The organism is Nocardia sp. NPDC056952 (assembly GCF_042674185.1).
Classification (GTDB): Bacteria; Actinomycetota; Actinomycetes; order Mycobacteriales; family Mycobacteriaceae; genus Nocardia.
Genome location: NZ_JBHURA010000014.1, coordinates 94,349 through 114,218, shown reverse-complemented (window position 1 = coordinate 114,218; position 19,870 = coordinate 94,349). Strand labels below are relative to the sequence as shown.

The window sequence follows — 19,870 nt, the reverse complement described above, 5'->3', positions numbered from 1 at the left end:
CGCGAAGGAGTAACGATGACCACCGCACCACGCACCATCATCCTCTGGCGGCCGACCGGCCCCGAGGAGCTGGCGCTTGTCGCCGATTCCGGTTGGCGCACCTGGCCACCACGCCTTCCCGACCAGCCGATCTTCTACCCGGTCCTCAACGAGGCCTACGCGGTGCTGATCGCCCGCGATTGGAATGTGCCAGCCTCCGGCGCGGGATACGTCACCCGCTTCGCAGTCCGAACCGACTACCTCGACAACTACGACGTGCAACAGGCCGGCGGCCGCGACATCCTCGAATACTGGATCCCCGCAGCGGATCTCGACGAATTCAACCGCAACATCGTCGGCAGGATCGAGGTCGTGCGCCGCTTCCCGGAAGACGCTCCCCTTCCCGAAACGGCGTGACCGGGGCATCGAGGGTCAGACGGCTCGGTCAGGGCCGTCACCCGTAGGTCGGACACCGCGGTGCTGTGGACATCCCGGCGGTTCACCTGCTCATTGCGTGGCTGACGGGGCAAATCGTCGCCCGGAGACCCCGAATCGGCAGCCGCAACCCCGGTTTTCCGGGCTACCGGTCGGTCGGTTCAGAGGGCAGCATCCATGTCGTCAACTGTGACAACACTTGTCGAAATGGGGAGTTAGCGTGTCGATCGGGAAATTCGTGATGGCGGGCGCGGCGATGGTGGCACTCGGTGCGGTGGTGCCCGCTACCGCGGCGGCCGCGCCGACGGTGCCGGTCGCCGAGGCGGGCACCGGCAGTGCCGACGCGACCAGCGGGAGTGCCACGTTGGTGATGCTCATCGAGGAGCTGTTCAAGCCGTGCCCGTTCAGCAGCACCGTGTGCCCGGCCACCGATAACTGAGCCGACAGCGAAGGACCCCGTCATCACCTCAGACGGGGTCCTTCGTGTCGTAGCGAGGATCGATCGGGCCTACACGGACGCAGATTCGACGCTATCCGGCTCGGTGTGCCGCCACCGCGGCCGCGGTTTCGGCCATCACGAGTTCCGCGTTGATCTGCGCACCGGCCATGGCCCCGGCTGCCGCGGCAGCGCCAACCTGGGCGGACGGATCGGTGGCATTGCCCGCGATCCAGACGCCGGGCACCGAGGTGCGGCCGACGGGATCGGCGGGGATGTGGTCGCCCATGCCGGAGGGGTGCGGTTCGGGAATCAGGCCGAGGTCGGTGAGGAACGTGGCGCGGGTGTTCATCCGAGGTGCCACGACCAGCGCATCACGTTCGATGACGGTGCCGTCGGCGAGCTGGACGCCTGTCAGCCGGTCGGCGCCGAGCACCTCGACCACCTTGCCGTCGACGATCCGGATACCGCGTGCCACCAGCTTTTCCGCATCGTCGGCGCTCACCGGGTCGGCCGTGTGCGACAGAAAGACGATGTCGTCGCTGAGCTGGCTGAACAGCAGCGCCTGGTGCACCGACATCGGGCTGCTCGCCAGGACCGCGATGCGCTGATCGCGCACTTCCCAACCATGGCAGTACGGGCAGTGCAGGACATCGTGGCCCCAGTGTTCGCGCAGCCCGGGAACATCGGGGAGCTCGTCGGCGAGTCCGGTGGCGACGAGAACGCGCCGGGCCGACACGGTGCGCTCGTCGGCGAGGGTCACCAGGAATTCCGAGCCGTCGACGTCTGCCGCACGCCGCACCGAGACAACCCGGCCCGACACGACGTGGCCGCCGTACCCGCGCACCTCGGCTCGCCCGAGCTCGAGCAGCTCCAGCGGCGACATCCCCTCACGCCCGAGCAGTCCGTGGACCCCCTGAGCAGGCGCGTTGCGCGGCGCCCCCGCGTCGATCACGGCCACCGAGCGCCGCGAACGCGCCAGCATCAGCGCCGCGTTCAGTCCGGCGGCTCCACCGCCGAGCACCACCACGTCGTACGAATCGTCCAGTTGTGTCATCTCGACCTCCTTCGAGCATCCACCGTGCATCCCAGCGACAAATACTGGCAACCTTATTTGCCGATATGGCAAAGTGGGGAGCATGGAGGACCTCGATCAAACCCTCGACTCGGTCGGCCCTCGGCTGCGCACCCTGCGCAAACAGCGCCAGACCACCCTCGCCGACCTGGCCCAGGAGACCGGCATCTCGGTGAGCACCCTGTCGCGTCTGGAATCCGGCGACCGCAAACCCACCCTGGAGCTGCTGCTCCCCCTGGCCAAGGCACACGGCGTCACCCTCGACGAGCTCGTCGACGCTCCACCCACCGGCGACCCGCGCATCCACCTGCGCCCGGTCACCCGCCACGGCATGACCATGCTCCCGCTCACCAAGCGCGCGGGCGGCATCCAGGCGTTCAAGATGATCATCGCCCCCGGCGCCCGCAATCGCCCCCAGACACCGCAGGTGCACGAGGGCTACGAGTGGCTGTATGTGCTCAACGGTCGCCTGCGCCTGATCCTCGGCGACAACGATCTGATTCTCACTCCCGGCGAAGCCGCGGAGTTCGACACCCATATCCCGCACTGGTTCGGCGCGGCCGACGAGCAATCCGTCGAATTCATCAGCCTGTTCGGCAAGCAGGGCGAGCGCGCGCATCTGCGCGCCCGCCCCAAATCCGACTAGGCAGGCACGACGGGGGGCGAGCACACTCACCTGTGCGCTCGCCCCGGCGGAAACAGCGAGAATCAGCCGAGCGTGAAGCTCGCGCGTCCCGCGATGTGCTCCAATTCCTGGTGCTGGGGCAGGGATTCGTCGGTGGTCACGATCCAGGCCTCCACCCGGCCCTTGCCGGGCGCGGTCCCGAACCCGACGATCACATTGCCCGGCGCGTGCAGGATCTGACCGTTCTCCACGGGGTGCGACTGGCCGTCGCTGTAGCCGGTATCGAGATTGCGGAAGCGCACGGCCACCTGATAGCGCTGACAGAAGTCTCCGGTCTGGGTGATCGCCACCCGTACACCGAAGGTGCCCGATTGCGGCTGCGGCACGGTCTGGGCGTTGATGATCGCCGCGCAGTTGGCGCCGGGAGTCCGGCTGAGCGTCGGCGTGAACACCGCGATCGGATCCGACGGCAGCGCGCCGGCGGGCGCACCGAGCCCGACGAGGACGGCGCCCGCGGAAACAACCACGGCCGAGAATTTGCGAATTGTGCTGTTCGTGAGAGTCATACCCACTTCGTCGTGCCGAACAGCCCCACCGTTAGCCAGTGCAATGGTCTCGATTCGGCAACCAAATGTGTTGTGCCACAACACATTCAGGGAAGCCCATACTGCGGGCACGCAGCGGCGAAGGGCAGTGCAAACCCATCAGTTGTTCGCGACATTCCCGTCGGGGCGTTAACAGCGACCCGGAGAAATTCAGCCCTGGAGCGCGGCGATCAACGCCGGACTCAGCGCCAGCGCGGGCAGCGACTCCACCAGCAGATCGACCAGCGACTCGCGACTGATCGGCTTGTCGATCATCCAGGTGAGGATGGTCTCCTCGACGAAGGCGATCCAGCCGCGAATGGCCAGGGTGAGCCGGGCCAGATCGGGATCCTCGGGCGGCAGCGGCAGTTCGCTCACGATGAGATCGGCGATGGCGCCGCGGGTTTCGTTGACGTAGTCGGCCATGTCGGGAGTGACGCTGGCGGGCCCGCGCAGCACCGAGCGATACGACGCGGAGTGCTCGGTGGCGTAGTCGACGAATCGTTCGATCGAGTCGCGCAGCATGTCGAACAGCGACAACTCGCGGTTGGGCATGATCGCGACGAAGAACTCGGTACTCACGTGCCGGGCGATCGCCTCGTGGAATTCCTGCTTCGAGGCGAAGTAGTGGAACAGCAAGCCCCGCGAGATACCCGCTTGCTTGGCGATGTCGTCGACCGAGATGTCCTCGAGCGACCGGTCGACCAGCATTTCGGCGCCGAGGGTGATCAGCTGCAGCCGACGCTCCTCGGGGCTGAGCCGCACACGCTTCGTCTCTCCCACACTCCTGGTACTCACACCAGCCATCCTAGCCACTACTGAACCCGGCTCAATAGCTGTTGACTCCGGCTCAATAAGACCGTATTCTGCAATACATGAGTCGTAAGGTTACAGACAACGTTGTCGAGCCCCGGGTCGCTGAAACCCGCCATGTGAAGACGATCATCGTCGGCAGCGGGTTCGCCGGCCTCGGCCTGGCCATCCGCCTGCGCCAGGAGGGTCGCGACGATTTCCTCGTGCTCGAGCGCGGCAGCGAAGTCGGCGGCACCTGGCGCGACAACACCTACCCGGGTGCTGCCTGCGACGTGCCTTCGCACCTGTACTCGTACTCGTTCGCCCCGAACCCGAACTGGACCCGCTCGTTCTCCAAGCAGGGCGAGATCCAGGCTTACATCAAGAGCGTCGCCGAGCGCTACAACGTGCTCGACCGCCATGTCTTCGACTGCGATGTGCAGAGCATCCGCTGGAACGAAGCGGCCGCGCAGTGGGAGATCAGCTCCACCCAGGGCGAGTTCACCGCCGACACCGTGGTCTCCGCGGTCGGCGCGCTGTGTGAGCCGTCGCTGCCGGACATCAAGGGCATCAACAGCTTCGAGGGCGAGATCTTCCACTCCGCCCGCTGGAACCACGACGCCGACCTCACCGGCAAGCGCGTCGCGGTGATCGGCACCGGCGCGTCCTCGATCCAGATCGTGCCCGCCATCGCGAGCGAGGTCGCCACGCTCGACGTCTACCAGCGCACCGCGCCGTGGCTGCTGCCGCGGATGGACCGCCCGTATCTGCTGCCCGAGCGGCTGGCGTTCAAGCACATCCCCGCCGTGCAGCGTCTCTCGCGCGCGGCCATCTACGCCGCGCGTGAGACCCAGGTCGTCGGCCTGACCCGCTTCCCCGTGCTGATGAAGGCCTTCGAGGCCCTCTCGCGCGCCAAGCTGCAGATCGAGATCCGCGATCCCGAACTGCGCAAGAAGGTCACCCCGAACTACCGGATCGGCTGCAAGCGCATGCTGATCTCCAACGACTACTACCCCGCGCTGGATCGCGACAATGTCGACGTGATCACCGACGGCATCGCCGAGGTGAAGCCGGGCTCGATCGTCACCAAGGACGGCACCGAGCGCGAGATCGATGCGCTCATCGTGGCCACCGGCTTCCACGTCACCGACTCCCCGACCTACAACTCGATGGTCGGACGCGACGGGCGCACGCTGGCCGAGGTGTTCGACGAGATCGGCCAGCAGGCCTACAAGGGCTCGGCCATCGCGAACTTCCCCAATATGTTCTTCCTGGTCGGCCCGAATGTCGGCCTCGGCCACACCTCGATGGTGTTCATGATCGAATCGCAGATCAACTACGTCAGCGACGCGCTGGCGACGATCGACTCCCAGGGTCTGCGCACGGTCGAGGTTCGCGAAGACGTGCAGCAGGCCTACAACGCCGACCTGCAGGAAAAGTTGGGCAAGACTGTCTGGAACACTGGCGGGTGCGCCAGCTGGTACCTGGACAAGCACGGCAACAACACCACGTTGTGGCCGGACTTCACGTTCGAATTCCGTAGGCTCACACGGCATTTCGATGCCGCCGCCTACACTACGACAATCGCAGACGCCGACAGGGAAGTGGTGGCAGCACAGTGAGCAAAGATGCTTACTTCACGAACAAGGTATGCGTGATCACCGGAGCGGGCTCCGGCATCGGTCGCGCGCTGGCCGAGAACCTGGCCGCGCGTGGCGCCAAACTCGCGCTGTCCGACATCGACGCCGAGGGCCTGGCCCAGACCGTCGCGTCCTGCGAGAAGCTGGGCGCGCAGGTGAAGTCCGACCGGCTCAACGTGGCCGAGCGCGAGGCGTTCCTGCTCTACGCCGATCAGGTGAAGGCGCACTTCGGCGTCGTGCACCAGATCTACAACAACGCGGGCATCGCCTACCACGGCGACGTGATCAAGACCGAGTTCAAAGACATCGAACGCATCATGGATGTGGACTTCTGGGGCGTCGTCAACGGCACCAAGGCGTTCCTGCCGATGCTGATCGAGTCCGGCGACGGCCACGTGATCAACGTGTCCAGCCTCTTCGGCCTGGTCGCCGTGCCCGGCCAGGCGGCCTACAACTCGGCCAAGTTCGCGGTGCGCGGCTTCACCGAGGCGCTGTTCCAGGAGATGAAGGTCGCCAAGGCGCCGGTCAAGGTCACCTGCGTGCATCCCGGTGGCATCAAGACCGCGGTCGCCCGCAACGCCACCTACGCCGAGGGCATGGACGGCGCCAACGCCGCCACTCTGTTCGACAAGTACCTGGCGATTCACAGCCCGGAGATGGCCGCGCAGACCATCACCGAGGGCGTGCGCAAGGGGCAGGCCCGCGTGCTGATCGGCTGGGAGGCCAAGGTGCTCGACGTGAGCGTGCGCTTCCTCGCCTCCGGCTACAGCCGGATCTCGGCCGTGGTCAACGGCCGCTTCATGCCACACTGACGCTCCGCTAGATCCGAGGAAACTCCATGCGCGAGTTCAAGATTCCGCTGCCGATCGCCCGTGCGTTGCTCGACCCGGTGTTCCGGGTGACCCTCAACGCGCGGCTACCGGTCGCGGTGCAGCGCGTTCTGCTCGACGCGGTCTCCCGGCTGCAGTTGGTGCCCGACGGTTCGGTCGTGCAGCACCTGCAGCTGGGTGGGCGCCCCGCCGAACGCGTGATCGCCGAAACCGCCATTCCGGGTTCGCGTACCCGGGCGGTACCGCCCGAACGTGCCGCGGGCGCGATCTTGTACCTGCACGGCGGCGGCTACGTGGTCGGTTCCATCGCCACACACCGTTCGCTGGTGGCCGGGCTCGCCCGCGAGACAGCGTGCGCGGTGTACTCGCTGGACTACCGACTGGCGCCGGAGCACCCGTTCCCGGCCGGACTCGACGACGCCGAGGCCGCGTTCCTCGACCTGGTCGGCAACGTCGGCTACCGACCCGAACAGATCTGTGTGGCCGGCGACTCGGCAGGCGGCGGCCTGGCGATGGCACTGGCCCAGCGGCTGATCGAAAAGCATCAGATGACCCCCGCCGCACTCGGCCTCATCGCGCCATGGGTGGACCCCACCGAGGTACCGAGCAAGGATCGCGACCTGGTGATCAACCGAACGTGGTCGCGAGCGTGCGCCGCCCACTATCTCGGCGACGCCGCCGCGACCGAAGCGGGATACGCCCCGCTGTCGGGCAACCTGATCGGCCTGCCGCCCACCTACGTGCAGGTCGATGTGAGCGAACTCCTGCACAACCAGTGTCGCAAGCTCGTCTCAGCCCTGCGTGGAGCGGGCGTGCACGTCCGCTTCACCGAAACCCGCGGCCTCTGGCACGTCGCGCAACTGCAAGCCGCGCTGGTCACCGAGGCAGCGCTGGCTCTCAGCGAACTCGCGGAATTCCTGCGAGAAGCAATTCAGCCGGTATCGATAGACGATTTACGATAAAGCCTGGTGACGGGCAATTCGGGCGGCGATATCGCGACCCGCCCCAACGTGTCGTAGATTACTGGCGAGTAGAACCCACTGGAAGGGCACAGATGCGAGAGTTCGAAGTTCCGGCTTCCTACACCATCCCGGACGATGCGAACAATTCCGACAACGTCTTCCGCTTCGCGCAGGAGACGCCGAACACGGTTTTGTTCAACGTCCCGAACGGCAGCGGCGGCTGGAATGACGTCACGGCGGCACAGTTCGAGAAGGCCGTCCTCGGCGTGGCCAAGGGCCTGATCGCCGCCGGCATCGAGCTGGGCGACCGCGTCGCGATCATGGCGGCCACCCGCTACGAGTGGACGCTGCTGGACTTCGCGATCTGGGCCGCCGGTGGCGTGACCGTCGCGATCTACGACAGCTCGGCCGCCGAGCAGGCCAAGTGGATCCTGCAGGATTCCGAGACCAAGCTGCTGGTCGTCGAGAACGACAAGCACCGCGCCACGATCGACGAGATCGAAGCCGGTTCGCTGCCCGCGCTGGCCGAGACCCTGCAGATCGACAAGGGCGCCATCGACACGCTCACCGAGCGCGGTGCCGAGCTGGACGACTCCGTCGTGCACGAGCGTCGCAAGCAGGTCGGCGCGGCCTCCCCCGCGACCCTGATCTACACCTCGGGCACCACCGGCCGCCCCAAGGGCGTCCAGCTGACCCACGCGAACCTGTGGGCGGAATCGCGTTCGGGCGGCATCGAGCTCAGCGCGTTCGTCTCCGAGGGCCAGAAGACCCTGCTGTTCCTGCCGCTGGCGCACGTGTTCGCCCGCGCCGTCGCGCTGATCGCCTTCGATTCCAAGGTGACCATCCGCCACAGCTCGGACTGGACCACCCTGGTCGAGCAGTTCGGCGACTTCAAGCCGGACTTCATCCTCTCGGTGCCGCGCGTGTTCGAGAAGGTCTTCAACTCCGCCAAGCAGAAGGCGCACGACGGCGGCAAGGGCAAGATCTTCGACGCCGCCGCGGAGACCGCCATCGCCTACAGCACGGCGCTCGAGACCAAGGGCGGCCCCGACCTGCTGCTCAAGCTCAAGCACTTCGTCTTCGACAAGCTGGTCTACAGCAAGCTGCGCGCGGCCCTCGGTGGCCAGTGCCTGGCCGCTGTCTCCGGTGGCGGCCCGCTGGGCGCGCGCCTCGGCCACTTCTTCCGCGGCGCCGGCGTGACGATCTACGAGGGCTACGGCCTGACCGAGACCACCGCCGCGTTCACCGTGAACACGCCCGCGTTCATCCGGGTCGGCTCGGTCGGTCGCCCGATCCAGGGCCACGCGGCCAAGATCGCCGAGGACGGCGAGCTGCTGCTCAAGGGCTCGGTCGTGTTCGACGGTTATTGGGGCAACGCCGAGGCCACCGAGGAGGCGTTCGAGGACGGCTGGTTCAAGACCGGCGACCTGGGCGCCATCGACGCCGACGGCTTCGTCACCATCACCGGCCGCAAGAAGGAAATCCTGGTCACCGCGGGCGGCAAGAACGTCTCCCCCGCGATCCTCGAGGACTCCCTGCGCGCGCACCCGCTGATCAGCCAGGTCATGGTCGTCGGTGACGGCCAGCCCTTCATCGGCGCGCTGATCACGCTCGACCCGGAGGCCCTGCCGGGCTGGAAGGATCGCAACGGCGTCGCCGCCGACACCGCGATCGAGACCCTGATCGAGAACCCGGCGCTGGTCGCCGAGGTGCAGGCCGCGATCGACGAGACCAACAAGAAGGTCTCCAAGGCCGAGGCGATCAAGAAGATCCGTATCCTCCCGGTCGACTGGACCCAGGAGGGTGGCGAGCTCACCCCGAAGATGTCGCTCAAGCGCGCCGTCGTCATGAAGCAGTACGCGGGCGAAGTAGACAAGATCTACTCCTGATCCCACGCGCACGAAAGGCCGGTTGCGTTCGCGCAACCGGCCTTTCGGCTGTTCAGAACCGTTGCGCCGCGAATTGTGCCGCGTGACGGTCATTCCGTTGATGCCGTAGAGGGTGTGCGAGACGTTGGGCTGGGCGAGCGGGGAACCGTCGCAGATGTTGTCCGAGGGGATACACAGCTCGATGGTCTTGTTCTTGTAGAGCGCGCCGACCGAGACCGCCGGTGCGTCCGCGTCGGCCATGAACCGATCCGACGGTTTGCCGAACAGCGCGACCGCCGCGACGTGCTCTGCCACCTCGGGCGCCATCGGCTCCGGCAGATACATCTCGTACTCCGGCAGCACCCCCTCCGGCACACCGACACCGGTCGCGAAACCGGCCAGCGCCGCGCCTTGGGAGTATCCGCCGAGGACGATGCGAGCGCCCGGGCAGTTCGCCGCGAGGTATTCGACCCGTCGCTGAGCATCACCGATGCCCTGCACGACGGTGCGCGCGAAGGCCAGCCGGTCGGCGAAGTCGCTGCTGGCCGGGTAGTCGACGCCGTAGGAGCCGACCGAGCGTCCGCCCGCGTTCGCGCGCAGCGCTTCGACGAAGGAAATACCGGTCAGGCCGAGTTCGCCACCCTGCTCGGCGGTCCCGCGAGCGAACACCACCTCGACATCGGAACAGGGCTCGGCGGTAGCGGAATGGGTGGGCGATACCAGGGGAATCGCGGCTGCCAAGAAGACTGCAGACACGAATCGCGAAAAGGAACGTGCTGTCATTCCGCGCAGACTACCGACCGCGACCGTTCACCATCGCCTCGACTCGGCCGGATTCGCCGCCGGGTGAGCGACGGCCCCGACGTTCAGGCCACACTCAACTCCCTGGACCGCAGCACCCGCAGACCCGCGATGCCGATCGCCAGATCGGCCGAAATCTCGAATAGTGCGGCGAACCAGGAGAATCCGGTGACGCCGGAGGCGGCAGGCGCGTTGATGAAGCTGTCACTGAGCGGACCGAACCAGTCCGGGAGCAGGTGCACGATCGTGAAACCGATCGCGCTCGCGAAGCCGATGAACACCGCGGCGCGTGGGGCTGCCGGGTGCCTGCGGAACACCAGGAACACCGTGAAGAGGGCGAAGAGGATCTGCAGGGTGCCGAGGGCGTTCACCAGCGATGAGGTGGCGTCCATGCCGCGGCGTAAGTGGTCGGCGCCGTGGACCAGGAGGGCGACGGCGAAGACCGCCGTCGTGGCGCGCAGTGTCGAGTCCGGTGCTGTCTCGGTCATCATGTCTCCTGCCGAGCGGGATCGTTTCTACTACACAGTGTAGTTTTGATGGCCGATCCGCGGGAGGTGTTCGGCCGTCACAAATCGGTCACCGGGGCGATCCGGCCGCGACGTACGCTCTGTGCATGGCGTTCTTGCGGGCGATAGCCGGGATCGTGGCCGCGGCACTGGTACTCGGTGTGGCGGAGTTGGTCGCGGTGTTCACCGGGTCCGGGAGCGCACCCGCGTACGCACTCGGCGCGACGGTGGTCGACCACACCCCCGACAGGGTCAGGGAATGGGCGATCTCGACGTTCGGAACCAGCGACAAGGCCGTGCTGTTCGCGTGCATGGGCGTTGTCGCGGTGGCGGTCGCGGCGATCGCCGGATATCTCGAGCGAGCGGCTCGACCGATCGGATCGGTAGTGTTCGCGATTTTCGGCGTGGTCGCCGCCGTCGTCGGCGCCGGGAGAGTCGGCGGGTTCGCCGGTGCGCTGCCCGCGCTGATCGGTACCGCCGCTGGAATTCTCGCGTTGCGAAAACTGACCCGGCGGATCGATGACGCATCCGATTCGCTGCGACCGGCGACGGAACCCGCTGCGCCACCACTCGGCGAGGCCACCGCGGCGCCGGACGTAGGCGGCGAGGAAAGCCTGATCCGCACCGGCGCGTCGATCGCAGGAGCCGGGCGGCGGCGCGTGCTCGGTGGCATCGCGGCGACCGGGGTGCTCGCTCTCGGAGCCGGCCTGGCGGGCCGGCTGCTCGGCGGCGCTCGCCACGATGTGACGGCCGAGCGCGAGACGGTCGAATTGCCCAGGGCGACAGCACCGTTGCCCGATCTTCCACCGGATGCCGATCTCCGGATGCCCGGACTCACCTCGTACATCACCCCGAACAGCGACTTCTACCGGATCGACACCGCGCTGATCGTTCCCCAGGTGTCCACAGACTCCTGGTCCCTGCGCATCCACGGGATGGTCGACCAGGAAATCACTCTCACCTGGGACGACCTCCTTCGCCGCACCCCGGTGGAGCGCCTGGTCACCCTGGCGTGCGTCTCCAACCCGATCAACGGCGACCTGATCGGCAACGCCCGCTGGCTCGGCTATCGCCTCGACGAACTCCTCGCCGAAGCACGACCGCACCCCGACGCCGACATGGTGCTGTCGCACAGCAAGGACGGCTGGACCGCGGGTTCACCCCTCTCGGTCCTCATGGACGGCCGCGACGCCCTCCTCGCCATCGGCATGAACGGCGAACCCCTCCCGGTCCAGCACGGCTACCCCGCTCGCCTCGTCGTCCCGGGCCTTTACGGGTACGTCTCCGCCACCAAGTGGGTCACCGAACTCGAGGTCACCCGCTTCGACCGGGCGACCGCCTACTGGACCCGGCGCGGCTGGTCGGCGCAGGGCCCGATCAAAACCGGCACCCGCATCGACACCCCACGCGGGCGCGGCCGAATCCCGCAGGGCCGCACCGTGATCGCCGGTGTCGCGTGGGCCCAGCATCGCGGTGTCACCGGCGTCGAGGTGCAGGTCGACAACGGTGACTGGCGCCCCGCCCGCCTGTCCACCGAGGTCACCGTCGACACCTGGCGTCAGTGGACCTACGACTGGGAAGCCACCCCCGGCCAGCACACCCTGCGCGCCCGCACTACCGACACCACAGGTCAGCCACAGACCGCCGTCGAACAAGACGTCGTCCCCGATGGCGCCACCGGCTACCCCGCCCTCACCATCCAGGTGCAGTAAAGCGGGAACGTGCAAGAAGATGCGGCGAGTTGCTGGCAAGATGGTGCGTATTCGTGCACAAATCAGCACAACCTAGGAGCGCACGTGTCCGCCATCTTCGACTGGGCGACCAGCGATAACTTGCAGCCGGAGCCGGTGACCCTGGAGATCTGGCGCAAGCTACCGGAGGACTACTGCCGCCAGGTCGAGGTGGTCAACGGTGACATCGTGCGTGCTGAATCACCGAACCGTGCGCACCAGAAGGCCGCGCGGCGGCTGGCCGATCTCGTGGAAGCGGCGGCGCTCGCCCACGTCAACCAGTACGGCGGCTGTTTGGACGTCGATACGGACTTCGACGTGGTGCTGTGGGAATTTCCGCGCGCCACTATCCGGCGCCCCGATGTCGCGCTGTTCGACTGCGCTCCGAACGAGCTGCGGCCCCTCCCCGCATCGCTGCTGAAGATTGCGATCGAAGTGATCTCGCCGGGCACCGAAATGGTCGACATCGCCGACAAGAAGACCGAGTACGCGCTGGCGGGAATTCCGTGGTATTGGCTGGTATGGGTCGCCGACAACAGTGTCAGCATGATCAAGATCTTCGTCCTCGATCACGTACTCGGTCAGTACATCCCGCATCTCGAGCTGCGACCGTCGGATGGCGAATCAACCGTCGAGGCGCCGCTCCGCTGCCAGATCGACTGGAAGCAGTTGAGCAACTTGGTGCTGTGAGCCCGCTGCCCGTCGCCTATGGCTCGCGACGAGCAGGCTCACTCCGCGATCAGGCCGCAGCGTCGGCTTTCTCCCGATCGGGCGCCTTTCCGGCGGACTTGCCGTGGCCCACGAACAGCGCCGAGGCGACGACGCCGATCAGCAGGATGGCGGCGGGCAGGATCATCGACTGGGCCAGCGCGGTGCTGAATTCGTCGATGATCTGCGGCGGGAGGGGGCCGGTGGCCGCGCCCTCGCCGACCGGGCCGCCACTGCCGAGGCCGTTGGCGGTCAGACGGGCGGCGATCAGGGCGCTGATCGCCGCGCTACCGAGCACCGAGCCGACCTGGCGAGTGGTGTTGTAGATGCCGGCGCCCGCACCCGCCTGGGTGACCGGCAGGTTGTGGGTGGCGGTCGTGGCGAGCGGAGCCCAGATGCAGGCGTTGGCCAAGCCAGCGACGGCCGCGGCGAGCAGGAACCAGACGAGCGACGAATCCGGGCTCATGAGCGCGCCGAACGACGCCACCGAACCGGCGAACAGCACGAATCCGATCGTCGGCAGCAGCCGGGGCGGCAGCTTGTCCGACACCTTGCCGATGAACGGCGCGGTGACACCGGTGATGATCGCCATCGGCGCGAAGACCAGCGCCGACATGGTCGGCGACATCTCGCGCACCGCCTGCAGGTAGAAGTACGAGGGCACCATCATCGAGGTGATCGCGGCGCCCATCGCGGCGATCGCCAGGTTCGACAGCGCGAAATTGCGGTCCCGGAACAGGCTCAGCGGCACCAGCGGTTCGCCCTTGTTGCGCGCCTGGTTGATCACGAACACCACCAGCATCACCACGCCGAAGCCGATCAGCAGCCAGATCCGCAGCGACCAGTCCTGCGAATTGCCCTCCTGGATACCGAAAACCAGGGCGAGCATGCCGACTCCGCTGAGAATCACACCGACGATGTCGAACTTGTGGTCGCTGGTCGGCAGCGCGGGCACCAGCCACACGGCCAGGCCGAACGCGATGATGCCGACCGGCACGTTGACGAAGAAGATCCATTCCCAGCCGAGGTTGTCGACCAGCACGCCACCGAGGATGGGGCCGATCAGCGTCGCCAGCCCCGCGACGCCACCCCACAGGCCCATCGCGGCGCCGCGCTTGTCCGGCGCGAAGGTGCGGGTGATCACGGCCATCGTCTGCGGCGTCATCAGCGCGGCACCGATGCCTTGGGCGGCGCGGGCGGCGATCAGCATGCCGATGCTGCCGGACAGGCCGCACCACAGCGAGGCGCCGGTGAAGATCGCGAGGCCGATCAGGTAGATGTTCTTCGGCCCGAACTTGTCACCGAGCCGACCGGTGACCAGCAGCGGCACCGCGTAGGTGAGCAGGTAGGCGCTGGTGACCCAGATGACGTTGGAGATGTCGGTGCTGAGGTCGGTCATGATTGCCGGATTGGCGACCGCGACGATCGTCATGTCCAGCAGGATCATGAAGAACCCGACCACCAGCGCGAAGAGCGCTAGCCACGGATTGCGTTGGGTGGTCATCGAATTCGTTCCAATCGAGGAGAGGGATTCAGCTTCGGGCGGCCCAGCGGGGCCGGGGCGCGGCGTCGGGGGAATCCCCACTCGGCCATTCGTGGATGTGATCGTCGGTGATCCGTTCGCCGGTGCCGGGGTCGTACTGCTCCCACGGCACGGCACCGCTGCCGAGTTCGGCGGCGAAATCTTCGATCCACACGAGCTCGGCGTGGATGGTGGCGCGAATGTATTCCAGGACAACGAAATAGCGGCGCGGGATGGCACGGCTGCGCGTCCAGTCGAGCAGCACGTCCATGTCGGCCCGCGACTGGGTCAGGTACTCCACGCGCTCGTCGAGCAAGGCGACGACCTGTTCTGGCGGAAGGGTGTGTGCTTCGGCCAACGCCACCCGGAAGATCGGGTATTCCTGCACCGGTGTCCGCAGCAGGTCAGCGATCCGCCCCCGCAGCGCGGTCCGCCCGGAATCGGTGATCCGATAGGTGGTCCGCTCGGGCCGGTTCCCGGCCCGGCCGATCCCCTCCGCCGCCACCATCTCGTCGTCGGCCAGCCGGGCCACCACGTGATACAGCGACCCGGGCCGCACCTTGACCAGCAGATCCTCCCGCCGAGCGATCAGCAGTTGATACATCTCGTACGGATGCATCGGCCGCTCGTCGAGCAACCCGAGCACCGCGATAGCCAACGGCGTCATCACATTCCGCCCGGGCTGCCCCACCCCGCCACCTCCACTCAGCACTATAGTCCACACCAAATATTCCAGTAGGAATATACGGAGCGGAACATAGCCTGGCAAGGGCGCGACAGAGCCGCCGACACTGCCTGCCGTGATGACAGAGTTCGGAAGGTTGTTGGGGGTGCCTGACGATAAGGCGCAGTGGCGCTAGAGGCTGTGGGCGTCGAGCCAGGAGCGGGCGGCGTCGGCGGGGCGGGTGCCGGTTTCGATGTCGTGGATCAGATCGACCAGCTCATCGGTGGTCAGTTCGCCTGCCACGTAGTTGAGCTTCTTCAGCTGTTGGCGGTCGAAGATGCCGCTGCGGTAGAGGGCGACGACGCTCTGGGTGCGGGCGGCGCCCTCGGGCGCTCCGCTCTGCGCGCGGGGACGCAGGTCGGTGCCGTCCGCGGCGTCGGAGACCGAAATACCCTGGGGCAGAGCCGAGTTGACTGCGGCGACCACCTCGTCGGGCGTGCGGGCGGGCGAGGCCGGGTTCCAGAGATCCACGAGGGCACCGTTGCGGGCGGGGAGGACGGCGATGCGGCCCGCGTCGAGATCGGCGAGGGGGGTGCTCGATCCGGTCATGACGGTGGAATCGGCGCCCGCGCGGTCCAGTGCTTGGGAATAGATCTCGGCGAGCAGAACCGATTCCGTCGTCGAATTCCCACCCACCACAACCACCGGGGCGGCGTCGTCGGAGGCGCAGGAAATCGTGGTGAAAGCGCAGGCTGCGGCCAGGATCGCGGCGGCGGTTCGACGCACAGCGACCGAGTACATCCGGCGACACCAACTTTCCGTATTTGCCGTCAACCCGCGCAATTCGGCCCGACGGCGGGCAGTATGAACTACCAGAATGTACCTGTGGCCCCCGGGTCGCACGCACAGCGCACTGCCCGCCTTTGCCGGAAGGACACCAGTGAAAACCGACTTCGCCTCCTCATCGCCAGGACAACGTCGACCGGCACGCCGCCTCGCGATGCGAGCGGGCCGGGTACTGGTTGCCGCGGTGGCGCTGGCCGCCGCCATGATCGCCTCCGCCTGCGGCAACAACGATCCCCTTGCCGCCAAGGGTGATTGCACCAGCGACGCGTTGATCATCGGGTCGGCCAACTTCCCCGAGTCCGAGACCGTCGCCAACATCTACACCGAGGTGCTGCGGATCAACGGCTTCAAGGTCGACACCAAGTTCGACATCGGCTCGCGCGAGGCCTACATCCCCGCGCTGCGCCAGTGCGCGATCTCGCTCATCCCCGAATACACCGGCAACCTGCTGCAATACCTCGACAAAGACGCCACGGCCACCGCCGCGCCCGAGGTGAACGCCGCGCTCACCACCGCACTCGGCGACGACCTCGCCATCGCGACACCGGCCCCCGGCGAGGACTCCGACGCGGTGGTCGTCACCCGCGCCACGGCCGACAAGTGGAACTTGAAGTCCATCGCCGACCTCGCGCCGCACTCGGCCGAGGTGAAGTTCGGCGGGATGGCCGAATTCGCCCAGCGCCCGGGCGGACTGCCGGGCTTGAAGAAGAACTACGGCCTCGACATCACCGACGCCAATTTCGTGCCGATCGCCGACGGCGGCGGCCCCGCGACGGTGCGCGCACTGGTCGACGGCCAGGTCACCGCGGCCGACATCTTCACCACGTCGCCGGCGATCGCGCAGAACGACCTGGTCGTGCTGGCCGATCCGAAGCACAATTTCGCCGCGCAGAACGTGGTCCCGCTGTTCAACGCCGCGAAGAAGTCCGACAAGGCCGTCGCCGTGCTCGACGCGGTCTCGGCCAAGCTCACCACCACCGAACTGATCTCGCTGAACACGGCCGTCTCCGGCGACAGCAAGATCGAACCGAAGGCCGCCGCGCTCGCCTGGATCACCGCCCAGGGGCTGAACTCCCCCATCGGCTAGGCGACCCCGCGCCTCGAGGAGAATCTCATTGTCCGACATCGAATTCCGCGGTATCGACAAGACCTATCCGAACGGCACACACGCGGTCCGCGATCTGAACCTGCACATCGACTCGGGATCGTTCACCGTGTTCGTCGGGCCGTCCGGCTGCGGCAAGACCACCTCGATGCGCATGATCAATCGCATGGTCGACCCCAGCGCGGGCACCATCACCGTCGACGGACGCGACATCGCGACAGTCGACCCGGTGAAACTGCGCCTCGGTATCGGCTATGTGATCCAGAGCGGCGGGCTGCTGCCCAACCGCAGGGTGATCGACAACGTGGCGACCGTGCCGATGCTGCTCGGGCAGTCACGCAAGGCCGCCCGCGCGGCCGCACTGGAGGTGATGGACCGGGTCGGGCTGGATCGCGATCTGGCCGAACGGTATCCGGCGCAACTGTCCGGCGGCCAGCAGCAGCGAGTCGGGGTGGCGCGAGCGCTGGCCGCCGACCCGCCGGTGCTGTTGATGGACGAGCCGTTCAGTGCGGTCGACCCGGTGGTGCGCGCGGAACTGCAATCGGAGATGCGGCGGCTGCAGTCCGAATTGCACAAAACGATCGTGTTCGTCACCCACGACATCGACGAGGCGATCACGCTCGGCGACAAGATCGCGGTGTTCGGGCTCGGCGGGGTGCTCCAGCAGTACGACACGCCGGAACGTGTCTTGGCCCAGCCCGCGACGGATTTCGTCGCCGGGTTCGTCGGCAGGGATCGCGGGTATCGCGGACTGTCGTTCCGCAGCGCCGAAGCTGTTGCGCTGGCGCCGATTCGGATGATCGAGCCGGACGGCATCGCCGGATTGCGGCTCACCCAGGGCGAATGGGCACTCGTCGTCGACGAGCTCGGCAAGCCGGGCGGCTGGATCGACGTCACCGGCGTAGAACGGGTACGGGCCGGAAAACCGTTGGACTCCAGTGTTTCCGCGGGCGGTTCCCTGTTCACCCCGACCGGCGACCTCCGGCAAGCCCTGGACGCGGCGATCTCCTCGCCTTCGGGAATCGGCGTCGCCGTCGACGAGTCGGGCACCGTGCGCGGCGGGCTGCTCGCCACCGATGTGCTGACCCAACTCGCCGAACAGCGGGTAGCCGAAGACTCCGAACGTAATCAGGAGTTCTTCACCCAGGGCACCTCGTGAGATACCTGATCGACAACTTCGCCGACATCATGGCGATCACCCGCACCCACCTGGTGCTGGCACTTGTCCCCCTGCTGCTCGGTCTGGTGATCGCGGTCCCGGTCGGCGCGCTGGTGCACGGAAGCCGCTGGGCCCGGCGGATCACCACCACGACGTCGAGCCTGGCCTACACCATCCCGTCGCTCGCGCTGTTCGTGATCATTCCGCCACTGGTCGGCATCTCGATGATCGACCCGCTCAACGTGATCATCGCGCTCACCGTGTATTCGACCGCGCTGCTGCTGATCGCGGTGCCGATGGCACTGGATACGGTGCCCGACAGCGTGATCGATGCCGCCGACGCGATCGGGTTCGGCCGGCTGCGGCGCACCGTCACCGTCGACATGCCGTTGGCACTACCGGTTTTCACCGCTTCTCTGCGCGTCGTCGTGGTCACCAATATCGCGATGGTGTCGGTCGGCGCGCTGATCGGAGTCGGCGGGCTCGGGAAGCTGTTCACCCAGGGCTACCAGCGCGATTACCCCGACCAGATCGTCGCGGGCATCATCGTGACCCTGGTGCTCGCGCTGATCTTCGATCGGCTGGTGTTCCTGCTCGGCACCCTCGCAACCCCGTGGACCAGGGCGGACGCGCGCGTGACAGGGGCACGCTCGTGAACCTCTTCGTCGAAGCCTGGAACTATCTGAGCGACAGCGCCAACTGGGGCGGACCCACCGGCATCGAACATCGCCTGCTGCAACACCTGTGGTACAGCTTCCTCGCGGTGGCGCTGTCGGCGGTGATCGCGGTGCCGCTCGGGTCGATCATCGGGCACACGCGCCGCGGCAGTGCCGTGATGGTCGGCTTCGCCAATGCCATGCGGGCGCTGCCGACACTGGGACTGCTCACCTTTCTGGTGCTCGGACTCGGGCTCGGGCTGATCCCGCCGCTGCTGGCGCTGATCACCGTCGGCATCCCACCGCTGCTGGCGGGGGCCTACGCGGGAATCGCGAATGTGCCCGCCGACGTGGTCGACGCCTCGCGGGCGATGGGGATGACCGAGCGCCAGATCCTGTTCCGGGTCGAGGTGCCCAACGCGATGCCGGTGCTGCTCGGCGGGTTGCGCGGCGCCACTCTGCAAGTCGTCGCCACCGCGACCATCGCGGCCTATGTCAACCTGGGCGGGCTCGGCCGCTACATCTTCGACGGCATCGGGCTCTACCGATACGACCTCGTACTGGTGGGCGCGCTGCTGGTCGCGGTGCTGGCACTGGTGCTCGACGGACTGCTCGCGGTGGCGGTGTGGGCGAGCACCCCGGGCACCGGCAGGCTCACCCGCGCGGGGGCCGACCCCCGGATCTCAGTCGTCGCCGAGTAGCGCCCGCAGGTGCGGGTCGTCGGCCAGTACCTGCTGCATCCTGGCACGTTCCCGGGCGCGCTGAGCGTTGGCGTGAATCCACTCCTGCGCTGCCTGCACCATCGCCACATTCACCGAGACGCCCGCGGCCGCCGCGGCCTCCGCGAGCTGTTCGGCGACCTCGTCGGGAAGCTGCACGGTGATGGTGGTCATCGTTCGATGATCCCAGACAACGCGACAGCGCCCCCGTTCCGGTGGGAACGGGGG

21 protein-coding genes and 1 pseudogene are annotated in these 19,870 nt (G+C 67.2%); 13 read left to right on the top strand and 9 right to left on the bottom strand.

The features are described 5' to 3' along the window. Positions 1 to 15: 15 nt before the first annotated feature. The gene (locus ACFTS5_RS31730; protein ID WP_378638340.1) at positions 16 to 396 is read left to right on the top strand and encodes an ADP-ribosylation/crystallin J1; all 381 of its coding nucleotides are present in this window, start codon (positions 16 to 18) and stop codon (positions 394 to 396) included. Between the two features lie 238 nt (positions 397 to 634). Then, complete coding sequence (locus ACFTS5_RS31725; protein WP_378638337.1) at positions 635 to 853, top strand: hypothetical protein; 219 nt, start codon at positions 635 to 637, stop codon at positions 851 to 853. A 91-nt stretch (positions 854 to 944) separates the two neighbouring features. Here the strand turns inward: ACFTS5_RS31725 and ACFTS5_RS31720 are convergent, their stop codons facing one another. Continuing rightward, positions 945 to 1,907 carry an NAD(P)/FAD-dependent oxidoreductase gene (locus tag ACFTS5_RS31720; RefSeq protein ID WP_378638335.1) on the bottom strand — a complete coding sequence of 321 codons (963 nt, stop codon included), beginning with the start codon at positions 1,905 to 1,907 and terminating at the stop codon, positions 945 to 947. 82 nt (positions 1,908 to 1,989) lie between these two features. Between ACFTS5_RS31720 and ACFTS5_RS31715 the strand changes: the two genes are divergently transcribed. Beyond that, the gene (locus tag ACFTS5_RS31715; RefSeq protein ID WP_378638332.1) at positions 1,990 to 2,571 is read left to right on the top strand and encodes a helix-turn-helix domain-containing protein; all 582 of its coding nucleotides are present in this window, start codon (positions 1,990 to 1,992) and stop codon (positions 2,569 to 2,571) included. 62 nt (positions 2,572 to 2,633) lie between these two features. On the opposite strand, the gene ACFTS5_RS31710 is transcribed toward ACFTS5_RS31715, so the two are convergent. Further along, positions 2,634 to 3,077 carry a hypothetical protein gene (locus ACFTS5_RS31710; RefSeq protein ID WP_378638330.1) on the bottom strand — a complete coding sequence of 148 codons (444 nt, stop codon included), beginning with the start codon at positions 3,075 to 3,077 and terminating at the stop codon, positions 2,634 to 2,636. A 228-nt stretch (positions 3,078 to 3,305) separates the two neighbouring features. Beyond that, the gene (locus tag ACFTS5_RS31705) at positions 3,306 to 3,941 is read right to left on the bottom strand and encodes a TetR/AcrR family transcriptional regulator (RefSeq protein WP_378638327.1); all 636 of its coding nucleotides are present in this window, start codon (positions 3,939 to 3,941) and stop codon (positions 3,306 to 3,308) included. A gap of 68 nt (positions 3,942 to 4,009) precedes the next feature. Between ACFTS5_RS31705 and ACFTS5_RS31700 the strand changes: the two genes are divergently transcribed. The 4 genes from ACFTS5_RS31700 to ACFTS5_RS31685 all read left to right on the top strand — a co-directional run bounded on the left by ACFTS5_RS31700 (position 4,010) and on the right by ACFTS5_RS31685 (position 9,247). Further along, entirely contained in the window at positions 4,010 to 5,548 is a 1,539-nt protein-coding gene (locus ACFTS5_RS31700) for a flavin-containing monooxygenase (protein WP_378638325.1), read from the top strand. Beyond that, positions 5,545 to 6,378, top strand: coding sequence for an SDR family NAD(P)-dependent oxidoreductase (locus ACFTS5_RS31695; RefSeq protein WP_378638322.1), 834 nt, complete (start codon positions 5,545 to 5,547; stop codon positions 6,376 to 6,378). Before ACFTS5_RS31700 ends, ACFTS5_RS31695 begins: the two co-directional genes overlap by 4 nt. Before the next feature lie 26 nt (positions 6,379 to 6,404). Then, the gene (locus ACFTS5_RS31690) at positions 6,405 to 7,358 is read left to right on the top strand and encodes an alpha/beta hydrolase (RefSeq protein WP_378638320.1); all 954 of its coding nucleotides are present in this window, start codon (positions 6,405 to 6,407) and stop codon (positions 7,356 to 7,358) included. Between the two features lie 92 nt (positions 7,359 to 7,450). Beyond that, a complete protein-coding gene (locus tag ACFTS5_RS31685; RefSeq protein WP_378638317.1) occupies positions 7,451 to 9,247 on the top strand; it encodes an AMP-dependent synthetase/ligase in 1,797 nt (598 codons plus the stop codon). 156 nt (positions 9,248 to 9,403) lie between these two features. Here the strand turns inward: ACFTS5_RS31685 and ACFTS5_RS31680 are convergent. Together ACFTS5_RS31680 and ACFTS5_RS31675 are read right to left on the bottom strand one after the other, a co-directional pair. Further along, positions 9,404 to 10,009, bottom strand: a pseudogene (locus ACFTS5_RS31680) (cutinase family protein); the annotation flags it as partial. Between the two features lie 83 nt (positions 10,010 to 10,092). Then, complete coding sequence (locus tag ACFTS5_RS31675; RefSeq protein WP_378638315.1) at positions 10,093 to 10,515, bottom strand: hypothetical protein; 423 nt, start codon at positions 10,513 to 10,515, stop codon at positions 10,093 to 10,095. A gap of 125 nt (positions 10,516 to 10,640) precedes the next feature. On the opposite strand from ACFTS5_RS31675, the gene ACFTS5_RS31670 reads away from it, so the two are divergent. Next, on the top strand, positions 10,641 to 12,245 hold the full coding sequence (locus tag ACFTS5_RS31670; RefSeq protein WP_378638312.1) for a molybdopterin-dependent oxidoreductase: 1,605 nt from the start codon (positions 10,641 to 10,643) through the stop codon (positions 12,243 to 12,245). An 84-nt stretch (positions 12,246 to 12,329) separates the two neighbouring features. Next, a complete protein-coding gene (locus ACFTS5_RS31665) occupies positions 12,330 to 12,953 on the top strand; it encodes a Uma2 family endonuclease (RefSeq protein ID WP_378638309.1) in 624 nt (207 codons plus the stop codon). Between the two features lie 49 nt (positions 12,954 to 13,002). On the opposite strand, the gene ACFTS5_RS31660 is transcribed toward ACFTS5_RS31665, so the two are convergent. The 3 genes from ACFTS5_RS31660 to ACFTS5_RS31650 form a co-directional block, all read right to left on the bottom strand. Next, positions 13,003 to 14,475, bottom strand: a complete 1,473-nt coding sequence (locus ACFTS5_RS31660) for a DHA2 family efflux MFS transporter permease subunit (protein ID WP_378638306.1) — start codon at positions 14,473 to 14,475, stop codon at positions 13,003 to 13,005. Positions 14,476 to 14,503: 28 nt separating this feature from the next. Beyond that, positions 14,504 to 15,160, bottom strand: a complete 657-nt coding sequence (locus ACFTS5_RS31655) for a PadR family transcriptional regulator (RefSeq protein ID WP_378638305.1) — start codon at positions 15,158 to 15,160, stop codon at positions 14,504 to 14,506. 189 nt (positions 15,161 to 15,349) lie between these two features. After that, complete coding sequence (locus ACFTS5_RS31650; RefSeq protein WP_378638302.1) at positions 15,350 to 15,958, bottom strand: hypothetical protein; 609 nt, start codon at positions 15,956 to 15,958, stop codon at positions 15,350 to 15,352. Positions 15,959 to 16,157: 199 nt separating this feature from the next. Between ACFTS5_RS31650 and ACFTS5_RS31645 the strand changes: the two genes are divergently transcribed. From ACFTS5_RS31645 to ACFTS5_RS31630, 4 genes are read left to right on the top strand one after another with little or no spacing between them, the layout of a single operon-like run. Further along, positions 16,158 to 17,090: an ABC transporter substrate-binding protein gene (locus tag ACFTS5_RS31645; protein ID WP_378638448.1), complete on the top strand. Its 933-nt coding sequence runs from the start codon at positions 16,158 to 16,160 to the stop codon at positions 17,088 to 17,090. A 28-nt stretch (positions 17,091 to 17,118) separates the two neighbouring features. Beyond that, entirely contained in the window at positions 17,119 to 18,267 is a 1,149-nt protein-coding gene (locus tag ACFTS5_RS31640) for an ABC transporter ATP-binding protein (RefSeq protein ID WP_378638300.1), read from the top strand. Further along, positions 18,264 to 18,923 (top strand): ABC transporter permease, encoded by a 660-nt coding sequence (locus tag ACFTS5_RS31635; protein ID WP_378638297.1) that lies wholly within the window; start codon positions 18,264 to 18,266, stop codon positions 18,921 to 18,923. Before ACFTS5_RS31640 ends, ACFTS5_RS31635 begins: the two co-directional genes overlap by 4 nt. Next, the gene (locus tag ACFTS5_RS31630; RefSeq protein WP_378638295.1) at positions 18,920 to 19,624 is read left to right on the top strand and encodes an ABC transporter permease; all 705 of its coding nucleotides are present in this window, start codon (positions 18,920 to 18,922) and stop codon (positions 19,622 to 19,624) included. The genes ACFTS5_RS31635 and ACFTS5_RS31630 overlap by 4 nt, the downstream gene beginning before the upstream one ends. Here the strand turns inward: ACFTS5_RS31630 and ACFTS5_RS31625 are convergent. Beyond that, positions 19,607 to 19,816, bottom strand: a complete 210-nt coding sequence (locus tag ACFTS5_RS31625) for a ribbon-helix-helix protein, CopG family (RefSeq protein ID WP_378638292.1) — start codon at positions 19,814 to 19,816, stop codon at positions 19,607 to 19,609. The two genes, ACFTS5_RS31630 and ACFTS5_RS31625, sit on opposite strands and share 18 nt — an antisense overlap. Positions 19,817 to 19,870 lie beyond the last annotated feature (54 nt).